The sequence below is a fragment of the Marinobacterium marisflavi genome, assembly GCF_982447095.1.
The window spans coordinates 1039427-1056854 of record NZ_OZ457898.1; the positions used below are offsets into that span (position 1 = coordinate 1039427).

The window sequence follows — 17428 nt, forward strand, 5'->3', positions numbered from 1 at the left end:
CCCTCCAAACTCTCCCGAGGCGCTAATGAAGAATGATCTGGTTTTCGGTATCCACGCAGTTGCTACTCTGCTGACGCGTGATCCGAGTCGCGTGCGTAAGCTCTTTCTTGTGAAGGGGCGTGATGATGGCCGTATCCAGCAGATTATCGACCTTGCAAACCAGCAAGGTGTCAGCATCGAACCGATCAACAAGCAGCGCTTGGATGAGCGTGTTGACGGTGTACATCAGGGCGTTGCAGCCGAGGTAAAGCCAGCGCCGCAGTTGGGCGACAAAGAGTTGGATGCTCTGCTAGAGGGATTGACCTCTCCTGCACTCTTGTTGGTATTGGATGGGGTGACTGACCCGCATAATCTCGGTGCCTGTCTTCGCACCGCTGATGCTGCCGGTGTTGCAGCGGTGATAGCGCCGCGAGATAAGTCTGCACCGCTGAACGCAACTGCGTCCAAGGTCGCTTGTGGTGCGGCTGAGGCGGTTCCTTACTTTCAGGTGACCAACTTGGCCCGTACACTGCAAAACCTGCAGCAAGCTGGCATCTGGATTGTGGGTACAGCGGGAGAAGCAGAGCAGTCGATCTACCAAGCCGATCTTACCGGCCCTATGGCGCTGGTGATGGGTGCTGAGGGTAAGGGGATGCGCCGTCTTACGCGCGACCACTGCGACCTGCTGGTCAATATCCCTATGGCGGGTGAGGTGAGTAGCCTGAACGTGTCTGTGGCGACTGGTGTCGCACTGTTTGAGATTGTTCGACAGCGCGGCTAAGCGCTGTCGTTTGGGCTGGATCTAAGCTGGGCCTAGGCGGTCTTTAGCTTATCCTGATAAGGTGGCCAGCCCATTGCTTTACCACCAAGCAGGTGCAGATGGATGTGGTACACCGTCTGTCCACCATCCTCATTACAGTTCATCACCGTACGGTAACCTGCTTGGTCAAAACCCTGCTCTTTGGCGATCTTTGCCGCTGCCAGACTCATCGCGCCAAGCACAGCTTTGTCACTCTCATCGGCAGAATTCAGCGTAGCGATATGTTTGCGCGGGATGATCAACGCATGGGTAGGTGCCTGCGGATTGATATCGTTAAAGGCGATTACTTCGTCATCTTCATAAATGCGGTTGGCAGGGATTTCGCCTGCAATAATTTTGCAGAAAAGGCAGTCCATTGGGGATTACTCCTGTGCTAAAAGCGGTCGATCCCAGGATTGTAACAGTAGTTCGCGATCTTCAGGACTGAGTCGTAGATTTAATTCGATATCCTCACGCAGAGATACGCCCAGTGCCTCTAGATTTGTCCCAAAAGGCTCATCGGTTAGCCCGAGTTGAAGCTCTCGCTGCCATTGGAGCCAGCGGCGTAACTCAGCGATACGGTACTCTAAATCCTCTTTGTGAACGCCGATCGGTTGCATATAGAAACCGCCCTCTGGACCAGAGAGCTCAGCACAGGAGGCAAGCACAGGATTACAGCCTGAAACGGCGGTCTGCGGTTTGGTATGCTGGCACCCCAGTAGCGGTAGTGTCAGTAAAGCGAATAAGAGTGGCTTAGGGTCCATCCTAGTATCTCGGTGCTCGGTGGTATGACTCTGAGCTTAATAGTAGACCAGTCGAGAACAAAGTGCTCAGTTACAGCGGCCTCAGTTGCGCTTTGCAATAGTGATTCCTCTGCTATGCTGAAATTGTCGGCATTCATAACCGACTCACTCAAATGGATTGAGTGAACTAATGATCATGGAGGATCTATCATGTCTCGAGGCATCAATCGCGTTACCCTGATCGGCCATCTGGGGGCTACACCTGAGATGCGCAGCACATCGACCGGTAATCACGTCACAACGCTATCCCTTGCAACCCATGAAAGCTGGCGTGATCGCGCCACACAGGCGACTCAGGAACGCACCGAGTGGCACAGAGTTGTACTCTTCTCACGCCTTGCCGAATTGGCAAATCAGTATCTCGCCAAAGGGAGTCAGGTCTACATTGAGGGCTCATTGCGCACCCATAAATGGAAAGATCAGAAAGGTCAGGATCGCTACACCACCGAAGTAGTCGCCAACGAGATGGAGTTGCTGGGAACGGTCAACCGCAAAGGGTCAGAACCGAAGGAGGGGCAGATTTCCAATGACCTTGAGGATGAGGATATTCCGTTTTAGAGGTTAGACCGATCGCGTCTTTCGGCTGCGCCGAAAAACCCTCCCACAAAGGAGGGAACAACTGCCTCACTCGAATGTCGGGTAATACTCTTTGCCTACAACCCTCCTACAGGCTCGCTGAGGTTGGCTGAAATTCGACTCGGCATTGGAACGCTCACCCGCTCGAAGTTATGTCCGAGCGGGTGAAGGTAGAGGGTAGATCAGCTATTCTCGCGAGCGATTGCTCTGTAGCCGATATCGGTACGGAAGTAAGCATCTTTCCAGCTTACCTCTTTTAGCAGTGCATAGGCGTTCTGCTGCGCTTCAGTGACGTTAGCACCGAGTGCAGTCACACAAAGCACGCGACCACCTGCAGTAACAACCTTGCCATCTTTCAGCGCAGTACCTGCGTGGAACACTTTGGCATCAGCTGGCGTTGACTCAGGCAGAGAGATCTCATCGCCCTTGTTGTAGTCACCCGGGTAGCCACCGGCTGCCATTACGACACCGATTGCCGGACGTGGATCCCACTGTACAGTTGTAGTGTCGAGCTTGCGTGCCAGCGCAGCTTCACAAAGTTCAACCATGCTGGTCTGCAGACGCATCATAATTGGCTGAGTCTCTGGGTCGCCGAATCGGCAGTTGTACTCAATAACCTTAGGCGTGCCATCAGCAGTGATCATCAAACCGGCGTAGAGGAAACCTGTGTAGGGGTTGCCCTCTGCGGCCATACCGCGAACGGTCGGCATGATAACCTCTTCCATGATACGCGCATCGATCTCAGGTGTTACCACCGGGGCAGGGGAGTAAGCACCCATGCCGCCTGTGTTCAGGCCCGTATCACCGTCGCCCATACGCTTGTGGTCCTGGCTGGTCGCCATTGGCAGCACGTTGGTGCCGTCAACCATGACGATGTAAGAGGCCTCTTCACCTTCGAGGAACTCCTCGATGACAACACGGCTACCCGCATCGCCAAAGGCGTTGCCCGCTAGCATATCTTTAACGGCTTCTTCAGCTTCCTCGAGTGTCATCGCAACGATAACGCCTTTGCCTGCAGCAAGTCCGTCAGCTTTGACAACGATTGGGGCACCTTTCTCACGCAGGTAAGCCAGTGCAGGCTCGATTTCATTGAAGTTCTGGTACTCAGCTGTTGGGATCTGCTGGCGGTCCAGGAAGTCCTTAGTGAAGGCTTTAGAGCCCTCCAGCTGGGCAGCGCCTGCGCTTGGGCCGAAGATCGCAAGGCCGCGGCTCTCGAACAGGTCAACAACACCATCAACCAGCGGCGCTTCGGGGCCTACGATTGTCAGTGCAATGTTGTTCTCTGTAGCGAAATTAGCCAGCGCCTCTTTGTCCATCACATCGATAGCGAGGTTCTCAAGCTTCGGCTCAATGGCAGTGCCAGCATTACCTGGCGCAACAAAGACAGTCTCAACGCGGCTATCTTTGGCGCAGGTCCAGGCCAGTGCATGCTCTCGACCGCCCGAGCCTAGAATCAAAATTTTCATACTTTTCTACCTATCCTACCTATTCTTAGTGGCGGAAGTGGCGCATGCCAGTGAAGACCATCGCGATGCCGTGCTCGTTAGCTGCGTCGATCACTTCCTGGTCACGCATTGAGCCACCTGGCTGGATAACCGCTTTGATGCCAGCTGCTGCAGCGGCGTCGATACCGTCACGGAATGGGAAGAAGGCGTCAGATGCCATTACGGAACCGGCAACTTCCAGGCCTTCGTCTGCAGCCTTGATACCTGCGATTTTAGCCGAGTAGACGCGGCTCATCTGGCCCGCACCAATACCGATTGTCTGGCCATCTTTGGCGTAAACGATCGCATTGGATTTAACGTATTTGGCCACTTCCCAGCAGAACAACAGATCGCGGATCTCCTGCTCAGACGGCTGGCGCTGAGTCACAACTTTGAGTTCAGACGCATCGACCATACCTAGGTCACGATCCTGCACCAACAGGCCACCGCTTACGCGCTTGTAGTCAAAGGCAGCACCCGGCTGAGCGGCGAACTCACCACACTCTAACAGGCGAACGTTGGGTTTAGCTGCGACAACTTCAGAAGCTGCTGCTGAAACCTTAGGCGCAATAATAACTTCAACAAACTGGCGCTCAACGATCACACGAGCCGTCTCTTCGTCCAGTTCACGGTTGAAGGCGATGATGCCACCGAAAGCTGAGGTTGGGTCAGTCTGGAAAGCGCGGTTGTAAGCTTCAAGGATGTTGTCGCCAATCGCTACACCGCAAGGGTTAGCGTGCTTCACGATGACACAAGCGGGCTCTTTGAATGGCTTCACACACTCAAGTGCAGCATCGGTATCGGCAACGTTATTGTACGACAGCTCCTTACCCTGCAACTGACGCGCGGTTGATACGCTCGCCTCATTCGCATCCGCTTCAACATAGAAAGCTGCGCGCTGGTGCGGGTTCTCGCCGTAGCGCATGTCCTGCACTTTCACGAACTGAGTGTTGAAGGTGCGTGGGAAGGTTGCTGGCTGCTCTTCAGGCTGGTTTACGATGGCGCCCAGGTAGTTGGCAATCATACCGTCGTAAGCTGCGGTGTGTTCGAACGCTTTTACAGCTAGATCGAAACGCGTCGCATGCGTCAGGCCTTTCTGCTCGTTGAGCTCAGCTAGGATGCTGTCGTAGTCAGATGCGTTTACAACGATGGCAACATCTTTGTGGTTCTTCGCGGCTGAGCGAACCATTGTTGGACCGCCGATATCGATATTCTCGATAGCCATTGGTAGGTCACAATCAGGGCGCGCAATGGTTGCCGCGAACGGGTAGAGGTTTACCACAACCATGTCGATTGGGTTGATACCGTGCTCCTGCATGACTGCATCATCGGTACCGCGACGGCCGAGGATACCGCCGTGTACTTTTGGATGCAGAGTCTTAACGCGACCCGCCATCATCTCTGGGAAACCGGTGTAGTCGGATACTTCAACTGCGGCAATGCCTTTTTCGCAGAGCAGTTTGTAAGTACCACCGGTCGAGAGAATCTCAACGCCCATTGCTGTGAGCGATTGAGCAAACTCGACGATACCGGTTTTATCAGAGACGCTGATCAGCGCGCGACGTACAGGTGTAAGGTTTTGTACAGACATCAAATATTTCCGTGTGCTGGAGAGTTAAAATCAGAGCAGGCCGTACTGCTTAAGTTTTTTGCGTAGAGTGCCGCGGTTTAGGCCGAGCAGCTCTGAGGCGCGAGTCTGGTTGTCTTTGGTGTAGGCCATAACCGACTCGAACAGTGGCGCTTCTACTTCTGCCAGTACCATCTGGTAGACGTCTGTTACCTCAGTACCGTCCAGCTGTTTGAAGTAGCTGTTCAGTGACTGATGGACTGAGTCACGCAGGGTGTGGGATGGCATCTCTGTCGCCGTAGTTGTCTCAATGTACTGCTTTAGTTCTTTTGTGTTCACTCGGTTCTACCTTGATCCATTCAGGCTGCATGAGCATTGGCGAAAAATTGATCAATCGCCTGCAGCTGAGTTTGTGCTTCATCTATCTGGTTAAAAAATTTGCGGAACGCTTTGCCCTCTGGTTCGGCTGCCAAATACCAACCGACATGTTTGCGCGCGATACGCACGCCCATCAGCTCCCCGTAAAACTGATGCAGGGCTAGGACATGCTGTTTCAGAATGTCATAAACTTCGCTGCGCTCCGGAGCAGGCAGTTTTTTGCCTGTACGAAGGTAATGATCGATTTCACGCAGCAACCAAGGGCGTCCCTGTGCCGCGCGACCGATCATAACGGCATCAGCACCGGTGTATTCCAGTACCTGTTCTGCCTTTTCGGGGCTGTTGATATCGCCATTGGCGATCAACGGAATCTCTATCTCTTGGCGCACAGCGCGAATGCTGTCGTACTCAGCGGCACCTCGGTAAGCGTCTGCGCGCGTACGACCATGCAGTGTCAGCATGGCGATGCCTGAGTCTTGAGCCAGGCGCGCAATCCGTGTGGCATTACGTGTCTCATGGCACCATCCAGTGCGTGTCTTCAACGTGACTGGCAAGTCTACAGCGTCAACAACCGCACTTAGAATCTCTGCAACTAAACCCTCATCTCGTAACAGCGCTGAGCCTGCTGCTTTGTTACAGACCTTCTTTGCCGGACAACCCATATTGATATCAATAATCTGAGCGCCGTTCTCGGCGTTGAGTTTGGCCGCGGTTGCCATCATTTCGGGATCACCGCCAGCTATCTGTACCGCGCGGGGTTCAGCTTCGCCATCATGGTTGAGTCGGTATGAGGATTTGCGTGTATGCCATAGGCTGGGGTCGCTGGTCACCATCTCGGAGACCACTAATCCAGCGCCCATTTTGCGGCACAGCTGACGAAATGGGCGGTCTGTTACGCCTGCCATCGGAGCCAGAGCAACCTGAGTATCTAGATTGTAGGGACCGATCCTTAGCATTGCGTACCTAATATCAAACAGTCGCTGCTCTAGTTCAATGGGGAGCGGCAAGTAGGGTGCTTTTGAGAGGGCGTTATGATACCCGCGTGAGCGCTGAGCTCAAAGGGATTTTTGTACAAAAAATGATCGATTTTGGGGTTGACCTTGATCGTTTTTTATACATCTTAGCTTTTCGCTGAATGTAGACGAATCTCGTAGCTGACCGCTTCAGGTCCAGGGGTGGTGAGTGGTAGGTTGACTTCAATATCTAGGCCAGCTGGTAGACGAGCTGCGCCCTCAGTGTTGGTGCCAAGATATTGTCCGGGCTGGAAGGTGCGGCGACTCACCAAGTTGCCTTTAAGATCAGTAAAGCTGACTTCAATGGCCGGGTAGGGTTGCGCAAATGCAGCCTCATTGCGAATTCGGATCGCTAGGCTGATAAGGTCTGTAAACTGTTGATGTGGCCGCGCCACCACTTGATCGGGCTTAAGGTTTGCTAGGCCCTGATTAGCATTTAGGTCGCAGCGCACGCGCTCACAGGCGATCTGGTAGAACGGCGTTAGCGCTGGTTGGTTCGCCAAAGTGGCGCGTTCAAACCAGAGGTACTGTCCCAGTAATCCCGCCAGGGCAAGCATTGAACAGAGCGTCCAGAAGAGCACTGCGACTGGGTTAGCGTCGCGCGGCTCGTTATTGTGCAGTACGATCGGCTCCGCCAGGATGTCGATCTGCGGAATGAGTGCCGGGTCAATCGCAGGTTTGGGCTGCTGTTGCTGTGGTGCTTGAGTATTGGGGGTTGGCTGCGAACCTGGTGCAGACCTGGCAGCAGGTACCGTCGGAGCGGGCGCAGCTTCAGAAGCAGGATTCTGGTTAAACTGCACGACTCGCGCATTCGCGCCCTGAGTGGCGTAGTTAGAACGTGCTGTGGAATCTGCCAGGCTGGCTGAACCTAGCGGCTCAGGCTGGGCGGACTGCTGAGGTGCGTTAGGCGTTGTGGCGCTTGATTGACTTCGCGTTTGAGTCTGACCTACAGGTTGCAGCGCGTGAGATTGGGCGTCAAAGACGGTCAGGCAGGCGCCACAACGCACCTGTCCTTGCGCAAGACGCATCTGGCCTTCGCTGACTCTGAACAGTGCATGACACTCGGGGCACTGGGTAACGACCAACTCTAACTCCTGTCCTCGTGAACCATTTAGCGGCGCTTGGTGCCGCTCAGACGGATCCACTCTTCCTTGTTCGCAGCAGGCTCCATATCGAACCACTGCGAGTAGTGTTCAATTACTTCCTCTCCCTGTGAGTCTAGCAGACCTGAGAGCAGGAGTTTACCACCGGGCTTAATCAGCTCAGCCAGTGTTGGCGCAAGCTGCTTCAGCGGGCCGGCTAAAATATTCGCCACCAACGTGTCCGCCTGAATCAGCGGTACATCCTCTGGGAAGAAGACCGGCAGGCGACTCGCATCAAGCTGGTTGCGCACCAGGTTGTCTTGGGTAGCCTGCAGCGCCTGCGGATCAATATCGACGCCTGTAACAGACTCCGCCCCTAACAGCAGTGCGGCAATACCTAAGATGCCGCTACCGCAGCCATAATCCACGACTACCTCACCTTGCAAACTCTGTGCCGCCAGCCACTCAAGGCATAGCGCCGTAGTTGGGTGGGTACCGGTTCCGAACGCTAAGCCAGGATCCAGCATCAAATTGATGGCATCTGTATCCGGCACTTCACACCAGCTTGGACAGACCCAAAAGTTCTCGCCAAACTGCATTGGGTGGTAGTGACTCATCCACTCCCGTTCCCAATCCTTATCCTCAAGAATCTCTGACCTGAAGCTGGGTTTTTGCTCCTGCTCACCGAACATCGAGCCCTGGGCTTCATCGAGCAGCTCTAGGGTCTCTTCAAGGTTGTGCTCTGCGGCAAAAAGACCGGTGACTGTGGTGTTATTCCACAGCGGAGTGGTACCTAGGTCAGGTTCGAAGATAGGTTGATCTTCGCCGTCCTGATAGGTCACTGCTGCGCAGCCAGCTGCCAAGAGCAGGTCTTCATACTGTTCGGCTTGATCGGGAGAGGTTTGAACCTTGATTTGTAGCCAGGGCATAGCGGGTTTCCTTTGGAGCTCGAGCCATAAGTATCGCCCAAGATCTGAGTTTTAAATAGTTCACGTCAGAAACAAAAAGGCCCGCCAGTGCGAGCCTCTTATTCCATCCTCGATGTAGAGTCCTACAGGCCCAGTTTCTTCTCGAGGTAGTGGATGTTAACGCCGCCTTTCTCAAAGTTAGCATCGCGCATGATGTCATGGTGTAGCGGGATGTTGGTTTTGATGCCGTCAATAACCATCTCATCCAGTGCGTTGCGCATACGAATCATCGCTGTTTCACGATCATCAGCGAATGTGATCAGTTTAGCAATCAGTGAATCGTAATGAGGCGGCACTTTGTAGCCAGAATAGATGTGCGAATCGACTCGAATACCGTTACCGCCCGGCGCGTGGTAGTAGTTCACCGGGCCCGGGCTTGGCATGAAGTTCTTCGGATCTTCAGCATTGATACGGCACTCAAAGGCGTGGCCGCGCAACACGACATCTTCCTGTTTGATAGAGAGTGGCAGGCCAGAGGCGATACGCAACTGCTCTTTAACGATATCAACCCCGGTAACCTCTTCAGTCACCGGGTGCTCTACCTGTACACGAGTATTCATCTCGATAAAGTAGAAACCGCCATCTTCGTAGAGGAATTCGAACGTACCGGCACCGCGGTAACCGATTTCAATACAGGCATCGACACAGGCTTTTAGTACCTTGGCGCGTGACTCTGGGTCTAGGTGTGGCGCTGGAGCTTCCTCGACCACCTTCTGGTGACGACGCTGCAGTGAGCAGTCGCGGTCATAGAGGTGAATGGCGTTACCCTGACCATCGGCCAAAACCTGGACCTCTACATGGCGAGGCTTCTCGAGGAACTTCTCCATGTATACGGTATCGTCGCCGAATGCAGCCTTGGCTTCTGAACGAGTGACCTGCACAGCGTTGTGTAGATGAGCTTCAGTGTGCACCACGCGCATACCGCGACCACCGCCACCGGCAGCAGCTTTGATGATGACAGGGTAGCCGATGCGGCGAGCAATTTTATGTAGCTCTTCGACATCATCGATCGGGAGTGGGCCATCAGAGCCCGGTACCGTTGGTACGCCGGCTTTCTGCATCGCCTGAATCGCAGATACCTTATCGCCCATCAGTCGAATAGTGTCAGCGCGCGGTCCGATGAAGGCGAAACCAGAGCGCTCTACCTGCTCAGCAAAATCAGCGTTTTCTGCCAGAAAGCCGTAACCCGGGTGAATACCCATAGAGTCGGTCACTTCTGCAGCAGCGATTAGAGCAGGAATGTTGAGGTAGCTTTGGGCGGAGGAGGCGGGGCCGATACAGACGGCCTCATCTGCCAAACGTACGTGCATCAGGTCACGGTCTGCCTGTGAGTGCACTGCCACAGTCTTGATGCCCAACTCTTTACAAGCGCGCAGGATGCGCAGGGCGATCTCGCCGCGGTTGGCAATAAGCACTTTATCCAGCATGGGGTAGATCCTTTCGTTGGTGGTGCTTAGGCAATAATAATCAGCGGCTGGTCGTACTCAACTGGCTGACCATCTTCAACCAGGATCGCTTCGACCACACCGCTCTTATCTGCTTCGATCTGGTTCATCATCTTCATCGCCTCAACGATGCAGATTACGTCACCCGCTTTCACCGTCTTGCCGACTTCGACAAAGGCTGGAGCGCTTGGAGAAGGTGAGCGGTAGAAAGTACCAACCATCGGAGAGTTAACTGTGTGTCCAGCAGGTGCTGCGGGCGCCGCTTCTGCCGCTGGTGCAGCAACAGGTGCTGGAGCCGCTGCCAGAGCCGGTGCAGCCATAACAGGAGCTGCTTGTACCATTGGTGCTACTGATGAACCGCGGCTGATACGAACTGACTCTTCGCCCTCTTTGATCTCAATTTCGTTGATGTTTGACTCTTCGAGGAGTTCGATAAGTTTTTTGACTTTGCGGATATCCATCAGACTTTCCTAAAACAACTAAATGGCTGCCATATCGCGGCAGATAGAGGGAGAAGAGAGCAAACAGGGCCTCTTCTACATTGGTCGATAGTGTGCGTAATCTAGGTTGGAATGTCCAGCGAAAATAATGGCAAAATGAGGTAGATGTGTGACATTTATCGACAGTTTCCTCGAACATATCTACAAAGTTTCGTCAATCCTTCTTGTCGTTCATCGATGCGTCAGATAAGCGCTTAACAATAGGACTTTGCCCTATTCACCATCCCTGCTATTGTGGAACTGTTTATAGTGCAGTGCAGCATAATCAAAATTTGAGGTACAAAAATGCAGTCGCTCCAACGTCGTTGGCTAGATTTATGGGACCGATACAGTGCTACCCGCGGAAGTCGCCTGTTATTCCCGCTGGGGATTGTGCTGGCACTCTATCTCTTCGCTGCGATTGTTATTGGCATTTATTGGAGTTGGGCTCCATCACAGTTTGATGTGCGTGCTACTGCGGCCGAGCGTGCCGCTGCTGAACAATCTGAAGTCGTTGTTGGCTCTCATACAACTAGCACGCTGATCTCTCTGGTGGAGACTTTGCTGGACAAGCCAGGTGGCTATATGTCTAACGATCGAACTCCACCGGGAGTCTGGCTGGATAATATCTCCAACTGGGAGTTTGGTGTGCTGGTTCAGGCGCGAGATCTGAGCCGCGCGATGCGCAAAACCTTCAGCCGTTCGCAGTCGCAATCAACCGAACAGCCTGACCTTGCCGCGGCAGAACCGAGACTGCATTTTGACAACAACTCATGGCTATTACCCTCTACCGAGAGTGAGTACAGGGACGCCCTTGGATCGCTTTACGCCTACCACCAAAATCTATCGAGTGCTTCAGCAGAGAATACGCAGTTTTACGCGCGCGCTGATAACTTGCGGGATTGGCTGGGTGACGTTTCGACCCGCTTAGGCAGTTTGTCCCAGCGCTTGAGCGCCAGTGTTGGGCAGAAACGCCTGAATACCGACCTAGCGGGAACCAGCGGTGCCGATCAATCTACAGCAGTAGCGGCCGAGGTCGAAGTGCAGACGCCTTGGATGGAGATAGATGATGTTTTCTATGAAGCGCGAGGGACTGCTTGGGCGTTGATCCATATTTTGAATGCCATCGAACTCGACTTTCAGCAATCTCTTGAGCGGAAAAATGCTGTTGTGAGTCTGCGCCAGATTGTCCGAGAGCTGGAGGCGACGCAGAACACCATCTGGAGTCCGATGATTCTAAACGGCACTGAGTTCGGTTTGCTCTCCAACCATTCGCTGGTGATGGCGTCCTATATATCGCGGGCGAATGCAGCCATCATCGATCTGCGAGAGTTGCTCTCTCAGGGCTAGCCGGTGCGAGGCTTTTCGCGATTCAAAGGTGTGTAATTTAAAGTAGAGGAGCGCTTATGCGCCGAGTCGTTTTTAATCAGAAAGGTGGTGTGGGTAAGTCCAGCGTCGCCGTTAATCTGGCCGCTGTCAGCGCGCAGAGTGGTAATCGCACACTGGTTATTGATCTCGATCCCCAGTGTAACTCGACACACTATCTACTCGGTGATGACTCTGATCTGCCAGAGCTCGATATTAGTGACTACTTTGAATCGACTCTGAGCTTTTCGGTAACAGCTAAACAGGCGAGCGACTACTGTCACTCTACGCCGTTTGAAAACTTGGATATCCTGCCGTCCAACCCTGAAGTTGGGGATCTGCAATCCAAGCTGGAGTCGCGCCACAAAATCTACAAGTTAAGAGATCTGTGTGAGCAGTTAGAGCAGCACTACGATGCGATCTACATTGATACTCCACCTGCGTTTAACTTCTTTTCGCTGTCAGCACTTTGTGCTGCTGAGCGCTGTTTAATCCCGTTTGATTGCGATGAGTTTGCCCGTCAGGCGCTCTATTCGCTGGTTCATAACCTACGTGAAACTCAAGCGGATCATAACGAGAAGTTAATATTAGAGGGGATAGTGGTAAATCAGTTCCAGCCGCGTGCCTCTTTGCCGGCAAAAATTATTGCCAGTCTGGAAGAGCAGAAACTACCGGTACTGAAAACTCGAGTGCCCGCTTCAGTAAAGATGAAGGAGTCACATATGGAGGCTAAGCCGCTGATCTACTTGGCACCCAAGCATAAGCTGACGCAGGCGTTTGTTGAGCTTTATGGCGAGTTAAACACCTAGCCGCCTGACAGGCATCAAGCGCCTTTTCGAATGCAGACCCAGGTTTAAACCGGGATTCAGACTTTAGCTTTGCTTCGGCGAGAGGATTCGGAGCAAGGCTGAGATTTTCTTCTTAAGTTGAAAAGCCAAAGGGCGAGAGCCGCACTGCTGATCAATAGAACGTCAATCTCTGTCATTGGTCGTCCTTGTTATTTTTCTCAATTGTCAGTCTAACGAATTCCACCAGACTGACAATGAAAAATATTAAAGACCGGTTACAGCCCTTTCACCGCAAAAATACCCGGCGCGTTGCGCCAGTAACCCTTGTAGTCCATGCCGTAACCGAAGATGTAACGGTCAGGTATGGTAAGGCCTGTGTAACGGGCTTTGAGTCCGGGAATCGCCTTGCGGTCGTGCTCTTTATCGATCAGAACGGCAGCCTCAACAGATGAAGCGCCTTCACGTTCGAAGTGTTTCATCACCTCAACCAGCGTATGACCCTCATCGAGAATGTCGTCAACCACGAGCACAGGTCGGCCCTTGAATTCGATCATTGGCGGCACCTTCCACTCAAGTTCATGGCCTGAGGTGGTGTTGCGGTAACGCGTTGCGTGCAGATAGCTCGCTTCCAGGGGGAAGTTCAGGCGCGTCAAGAGTTGGCCACCAATGACCAATCCACCATTCATGATTGAGAAGATAACTGGATCTTGGTCAGCGAGATCTGCGCTGATCTCTGCGCCCATTTTATCGATCGCCTGTGCCACTTCGGATTCGCTGAAAAGTAGATCAGACTCGATGTAAACCTGTTTGATCTCGTCTAAATTGGGTCGGCTCATGACTGCAGTCCTGTAAAAATCTTGAACGCACCTTAATGTGACTTGGTGCCTCACGCAAGTTTGTTAAATCGAGCGTGCGGATATAAAAAAACCCGCCGAGTCGAACTGGCGGGTTTGGTGTATGAGTGTTGCTTACTTGGCAGCTTCGTACGCAGCCGCAGACTGTTCGATTGCAGCGCGCGCAGCAGCAGCGTCTGACCAGCCTTCAACCTTAACCCACTTACCTTTCTCAAGCTTCTTGTAGTTCTCGAAGAAGTGAGAGATCTGATCTTTCAGCAGGTCAGACAGGTCATCAACATCGTTGATGTCGTTGTAAGCCTGGCTCAGTTTTTCGTGTGGCACAGCGACGAGCTTAGCATCTTCGCCCGCTTCGTCAGTCATGTTGAGGATACCGACTGGACGGCAACGGATTACAGAGCCAGTCATTACTGGGTGTGGAGTCAGTACCAATACGTCCAGTGGGTCACCGTCGTCTGCCAGGGTGTTGTTCACGTAGCCGTAGTTAGCAGGGTAGAACATAGGCGCAGCCATAAAACGGTCAACGAAGATTGCGTCTGCATCTTTGTCGATCTCGTATTTTACTGGCGAGCTCTCAGCTGGGATCTCGATGATTACATAGATATCGTTGGGCAGATCTTTGCCCGCAGGTACTTTTTCAAAGCTCATGCTTGCTTCCTATCAGTTAAGTGTAAGCTGTTTGGCCATTAGTTCGTGGCCGCGATTATAGTCAGTTCTTTGTCTGGGTGCGATGGTAAGCTTTCAACGTTTCGATCTCTTTCTTCGAGCCCATGGCGACAGAGACACGCTGGTGAATGTCGTCCGGTTCGATATCGAGAATCTCTTCGTAACAGGTCGTGGCTCCACCGCCCGCCTGTTCTATTAGCATCCCCATTGGATTGCCTTCGTACATCAGGCGCAATTTACCTGGTTTCTTCGGATCGCGTGAGTCCCATGGGTAAGTAAAGATACCACCGCGTGTCAGCAGGCGATGGATTTCAGCCACCATCGATGCGATCCAACGCATGTTGTAGTTCTTCTCGCGCGGACCCGCTTCACCCTGGATCAGATCACTAATGTATGACTGCATTGCTGGCTCCCAAAAACGCTGGTTGCTCATATTGATGGCGAACTCAGCAGTCTCTTCGGGTACTTTGACGTTCTCTTCGGTGAGAATGAAGTCACCGGTGTGGGCCAGCGTGAACATGTTTACGCCTTTGCCTGTGGTCAGCGCCAATACAGCAGATGGGCCGTAGAGTACGTAGCCCGCCGCGACCTGACGGCGACCCGCCTGCAGGAATTCAGCTTCATCCTGTTTCGCCCAGGGCTTAGGTGCCTCGAGAATAGAAAAAATTGTACCTACCGATACATTGATATCGATATTAGATGAGCCATCGAGCGGATCGAAGGTAATTAAGTAGCGACCATCTCGATCGCCCCAGACAGGCTTGTCCTCCTCCTCTGATGCGACGCCACGTACCAAACGGTTATCCAACAGGACCTTTTTGATAATGTCGTTGGAGACGATGTCGAGCTTCTTTTGGGTCTCGCCCTGTACGTTGGTCAGTGTGCTGGTGCCCAAGACGCCGGCCAAGGCTCCCTCACGCAGCTGCAGTGCTACCTCTTTGCAGGCGATCATCAGTACTTCAATGACTTCAACCAGATCCTGGTCAGTTTTATTGTGCTTTAGAAAAGAGCTAAGTAACTGCATCGGTTGGTTGGCCTCGGTGTTTTTTGGAGGGAAAAATAGGATGCAAATTATAGGGGAGTTGTTAGTCTATTGCACCGCGGCATAGCCGTTTTTTCGGCTAAGGTCTTAGATATTCGGCCTTTTTCCCTTCAGTTTACGGAGTCTGCCTTGATGCACCTGCACATCTTGGGTATCTGCGGCACCTTTATGGGGTCCCTGGCACTGCTGGCGCGCGAGCTCGGCCACAGAGTGACCGGTTCAGATCAAAACGTTTACCCACCGATGAGCACGCAGCTGGAGCAGGCGGGTATCGAGCTAATTCAGGGTTATGATCCGGCGCAGCTCGACCCTCCACCTGACTTGGTAGTCATCGGTAATGCGATGTCGCGAGGTAATCCCTGCGTGGAAGCGGTTCTTAATCGAGGGCTGCACTACTGCTCGGGTCCACAATGGTTGCACGATCATCTGTTGGCTGATCGCTGGGTGTTGGCTGTTGCCGGCACCCACGGAAAGACCACAACGGCTAGTATGCTGGCTTGGATACTCGAGTATGCCGGCATGAGACCAGGCTACCTTATTGGTGGTGTCCCGCTCAATTTCGAGCGCTCCGCGCGCGTGGGCGAGACAGACTTTTTCGTTATCGAGGCGGACGAGTACGACACCGCATTTTTCGATAAACGCTCTAAATTTATTCACTATTCGCCGCGCACTCTGGTTATGAACAACCTAGAGTTCGACCATGCTGATATCTTCGACAATCTGCACGCGATTGAACGCCAGTTCCACCATCTGGTGCGCATTGTTCCCGGTGAGGGGCAGATTATCTCGCCCAGAGAGAACGAGGCGTTAAACAGGGTTCTTGAGCAGGGCCGTTGGTCAGATTTGCTTCAGACTGGCGAAACGCCTGAGGCAGACGCCTGGATAGAGGTTAGCGAAGAGAACCCGCAACAGTTCACGCTCTGTTTGCAACAAGGCGAGCGTGCGCGTGTGAGCTGGACGCTGAGTGGTACACACAATCAAGTAAACGCGCTACACGCTGCTTTAGCGGCCCGACATGTGGGCGTAACACTGGAGGCCGCAGCTGAGGCGCTGAGTCAGTTCCGCTCAGTAAAACGCCGGATGGAGTTGCGTGAGGAGATTAATGGCGTCGCACTCTATGATGACTTTGCTCATCATCCGACCGCCATAGCGACCACGCTTGAGGGGCTCAGAAGAGTTAAGCCCGATGCGAGGATTGTCGCGGTGATTGAACCCCGCTCAAATACGATGAAACAGGGCGTGTTTAGCGACCAGTTAGCTAATTCTTCTAAAGCTGCAGATCAGGTTTTTTGGTATCAACCCGCAGAGCAGGGCTGGTCGCTGGATGAAGCAGTAGCTGCCGCATCGAACCAACAGGTGTTCGGCGATTTTGATGCGATGATTGAACAGGTTGTCGCAGCGACGACTTCGGGAACTGAACTGGTCGTGATGTCCAATGGCGGCTTTGGTGGTATACATGAACGCCTAATAGAGGCGCTAAGGGAGCGTAAATAGATGGATAGTCCGCGTAGAGTTAGTCTAGCGATAACCGGCGCATCTGGTGTGCAGTATGCATTGCGCCTACTCGAGTGCCTTGTCGCTCAAAAGGTGCAGGTGCTGGTTATGATTAGTAAAGCTGCTCAGGTTGTTACCGCTGCTGAGACGGAGATTAAGTTGCCGGGAACCCCTGAAGCTCAAGAGTCGTTTCTGACTGGGTTTTACGGTGCAGCTGAGGGGCAGATTCGCGTCTTTGGCCGCGAGAATTGGTTCGCTCCGGTCGCTTCAGGCTCTGGTGCGCCGAGTTCGATGGTTATTTGCCCCTGCAGCACAGGAACCTTGTCGGCGGTAGCCACTGGGGCCAGTAATAATCTTATCGAGCGTGCGGCTGACGTGACACTCAAGGAGCGTCGCAAGTTGATACTGGTGCCTCGTGAAGCGCCATACTCCGAGATACATCTCGAGCACATGTTGAAGCTAACGCGTATGGGTGCCGTCGTGGTACCGGCATCTCCGGGGTTCTATCATAAACCTGAGAGCGTCAACGCTATGGTCGACTTTATCGTTGCTCGCATACTCTCTCAGCTAGATCTGCAGCAAGATCTGATGCCCGCCTGGGGTAACAAGCTGCTCTAAGGTAGCTATCAATTGATTAGATTGAGGA

Annotated in this window: 19 protein-coding genes; 6 read left to right on the top strand and 13 right to left on the bottom strand. The window is 53.1% G+C overall.

Annotation, left to right across the window (positions count from 1 at the left end; all coding sequences use genetic code 11):
* Positions 1-25: 25 nt before the first annotated feature.
* Positions 26-760, top strand: a complete 735-nt coding sequence (gene rlmB / locus AC1WNR_RS05120; RefSeq protein ID WP_481643450.1) for a 23S rRNA (guanosine(2251)-2'-O)-methyltransferase RlmB — start codon at positions 26-28, stop codon at positions 758-760.
* Positions 761-792: 32 nt separating this feature from the next.
* On the opposite strand, the gene AC1WNR_RS05125 is transcribed toward rlmB, so the two are convergent.
* Positions 793-1155, bottom strand: a complete 363-nt coding sequence (locus AC1WNR_RS05125; RefSeq protein ID WP_481643451.1) for a histidine triad nucleotide-binding protein — start codon at positions 1153-1155, stop codon at positions 793-795.
* Positions 1156-1161: 6 nt separating this feature from the next.
* A complete protein-coding gene (locus AC1WNR_RS05130; RefSeq protein WP_481643452.1) occupies positions 1162-1542 on the bottom strand; it encodes a hypothetical protein in 381 nt (126 codons plus the stop codon).
* 189 nt (positions 1543-1731) lie between these two features.
* On the opposite strand from AC1WNR_RS05130, the gene ssb reads away from it, so the two are divergent.
* Positions 1732-2139 (top strand): single-stranded DNA-binding protein, encoded by a 408-nt coding sequence (ssb, locus tag AC1WNR_RS05135; RefSeq protein ID WP_481643453.1) that lies wholly within the window; start codon positions 1732-1734, stop codon positions 2137-2139.
* A gap of 200 nt (positions 2140-2339) precedes the next feature.
* Here the strand turns inward: ssb and purD are convergent, their stop codons facing one another.
* From purD to accB, 8 genes are all read right to left on the bottom strand, one after another.
* Positions 2340-3623 (bottom strand): phosphoribosylamine--glycine ligase, encoded by a 1284-nt coding sequence (gene purD, locus AC1WNR_RS05140; RefSeq protein ID WP_481643454.1) that lies wholly within the window; start codon positions 3621-3623, stop codon positions 2340-2342.
* Positions 3624-3648: 25 nt separating this feature from the next.
* On the bottom strand, positions 3649-5232 hold the full coding sequence (purH, locus tag AC1WNR_RS05145; protein ID WP_481643455.1) for a bifunctional phosphoribosylaminoimidazolecarboxamide formyltransferase/IMP cyclohydrolase: 1584 nt from the start codon (positions 5230-5232) through the stop codon (positions 3649-3651).
* Positions 5233-5262: 30 nt separating this feature from the next.
* Entirely contained in the window at positions 5263-5547 is a 285-nt protein-coding gene (gene fis / locus AC1WNR_RS05150) for a DNA-binding transcriptional regulator Fis (protein ID WP_481643456.1), read from the bottom strand.
* Positions 5548-5567: 20 nt separating this feature from the next.
* The gene (gene dusB, locus AC1WNR_RS05155; protein ID WP_481643457.1) at positions 5568-6542 is read right to left on the bottom strand and encodes a tRNA dihydrouridine synthase DusB; all 975 of its coding nucleotides are present in this window, start codon (positions 6540-6542) and stop codon (positions 5568-5570) included.
* 164 nt (positions 6543-6706) lie between these two features.
* The gene (locus AC1WNR_RS05160; RefSeq protein ID WP_481643458.1) at positions 6707-7684 is read right to left on the bottom strand and encodes a DUF3426 domain-containing protein; all 978 of its coding nucleotides are present in this window, start codon (positions 7682-7684) and stop codon (positions 6707-6709) included.
* Positions 7685-7710: 26 nt separating this feature from the next.
* Positions 7711-8610 (bottom strand): 50S ribosomal protein L11 methyltransferase, encoded by a 900-nt coding sequence (prmA, locus tag AC1WNR_RS05165; RefSeq protein ID WP_481643459.1) that lies wholly within the window; start codon positions 8608-8610, stop codon positions 7711-7713.
* 122 nt (positions 8611-8732) lie between these two features.
* Positions 8733-10076, bottom strand: a complete 1344-nt coding sequence (gene accC, locus AC1WNR_RS05170) for an acetyl-CoA carboxylase biotin carboxylase subunit (protein WP_481643460.1) — start codon at positions 10074-10076, stop codon at positions 8733-8735.
* A 26-nt stretch (positions 10077-10102) separates the two neighbouring features.
* Positions 10103-10555, bottom strand: coding sequence for an acetyl-CoA carboxylase biotin carboxyl carrier protein (gene accB / locus AC1WNR_RS05175; protein ID WP_481643461.1), 453 nt, complete (start codon positions 10553-10555; stop codon positions 10103-10105).
* A 324-nt stretch (positions 10556-10879) separates the two neighbouring features.
* Between accB and AC1WNR_RS05180 the strand changes: the two genes are divergently transcribed.
* Positions 10880-11923, top strand: a complete 1044-nt coding sequence (locus tag AC1WNR_RS05180) for a DUF2333 family protein (protein ID WP_481643462.1) — start codon at positions 10880-10882, stop codon at positions 11921-11923.
* A 56-nt stretch (positions 11924-11979) separates the two neighbouring features.
* Positions 11980-12747, top strand: coding sequence for a ParA family protein (locus AC1WNR_RS05185; RefSeq protein WP_481643463.1), 768 nt, complete (start codon positions 11980-11982; stop codon positions 12745-12747).
* 254 nt (positions 12748-13001) lie between these two features.
* Here AC1WNR_RS05185 and AC1WNR_RS05190 read toward each other — a convergent pair whose 3' ends face one another.
* The 3 genes from AC1WNR_RS05190 to AC1WNR_RS05200 all read right to left on the bottom strand — a co-directional run bounded on the left by AC1WNR_RS05190 (position 13002) and on the right by AC1WNR_RS05200 (position 15270).
* Positions 13002-13562 (bottom strand): hypoxanthine-guanine phosphoribosyltransferase, encoded by a 561-nt coding sequence (locus AC1WNR_RS05190; protein WP_481643464.1) that lies wholly within the window; start codon positions 13560-13562, stop codon positions 13002-13004.
* A gap of 132 nt (positions 13563-13694) precedes the next feature.
* A complete protein-coding gene (gene ppa / locus AC1WNR_RS05195) occupies positions 13695-14228 on the bottom strand; it encodes an inorganic diphosphatase (RefSeq protein ID WP_481643465.1) in 534 nt (177 codons plus the stop codon).
* 61 nt (positions 14229-14289) lie between these two features.
* Positions 14290-15270 carry a class 1 fructose-bisphosphatase gene (locus AC1WNR_RS05200; RefSeq protein WP_481643466.1) on the bottom strand — a complete coding sequence of 327 codons (981 nt, stop codon included), beginning with the start codon at positions 15268-15270 and terminating at the stop codon, positions 14290-14292.
* A gap of 150 nt (positions 15271-15420) precedes the next feature.
* On the opposite strand from AC1WNR_RS05200, the gene mpl reads away from it, so the two are divergent.
* Entirely contained in the window at positions 15421-16782 is a 1362-nt protein-coding gene (gene mpl, locus AC1WNR_RS05205) for a UDP-N-acetylmuramate:L-alanyl-gamma-D-glutamyl-meso-diaminopimelate ligase (protein WP_481643467.1), read from the top strand.
* On the top strand, positions 16783-17400 hold the full coding sequence (locus AC1WNR_RS05210) for a flavin prenyltransferase UbiX (RefSeq protein WP_481643468.1): 618 nt from the start codon (positions 16783-16785) through the stop codon (positions 17398-17400). It begins immediately after the preceding gene.
* Positions 17401-17428 lie beyond the last annotated feature (28 nt).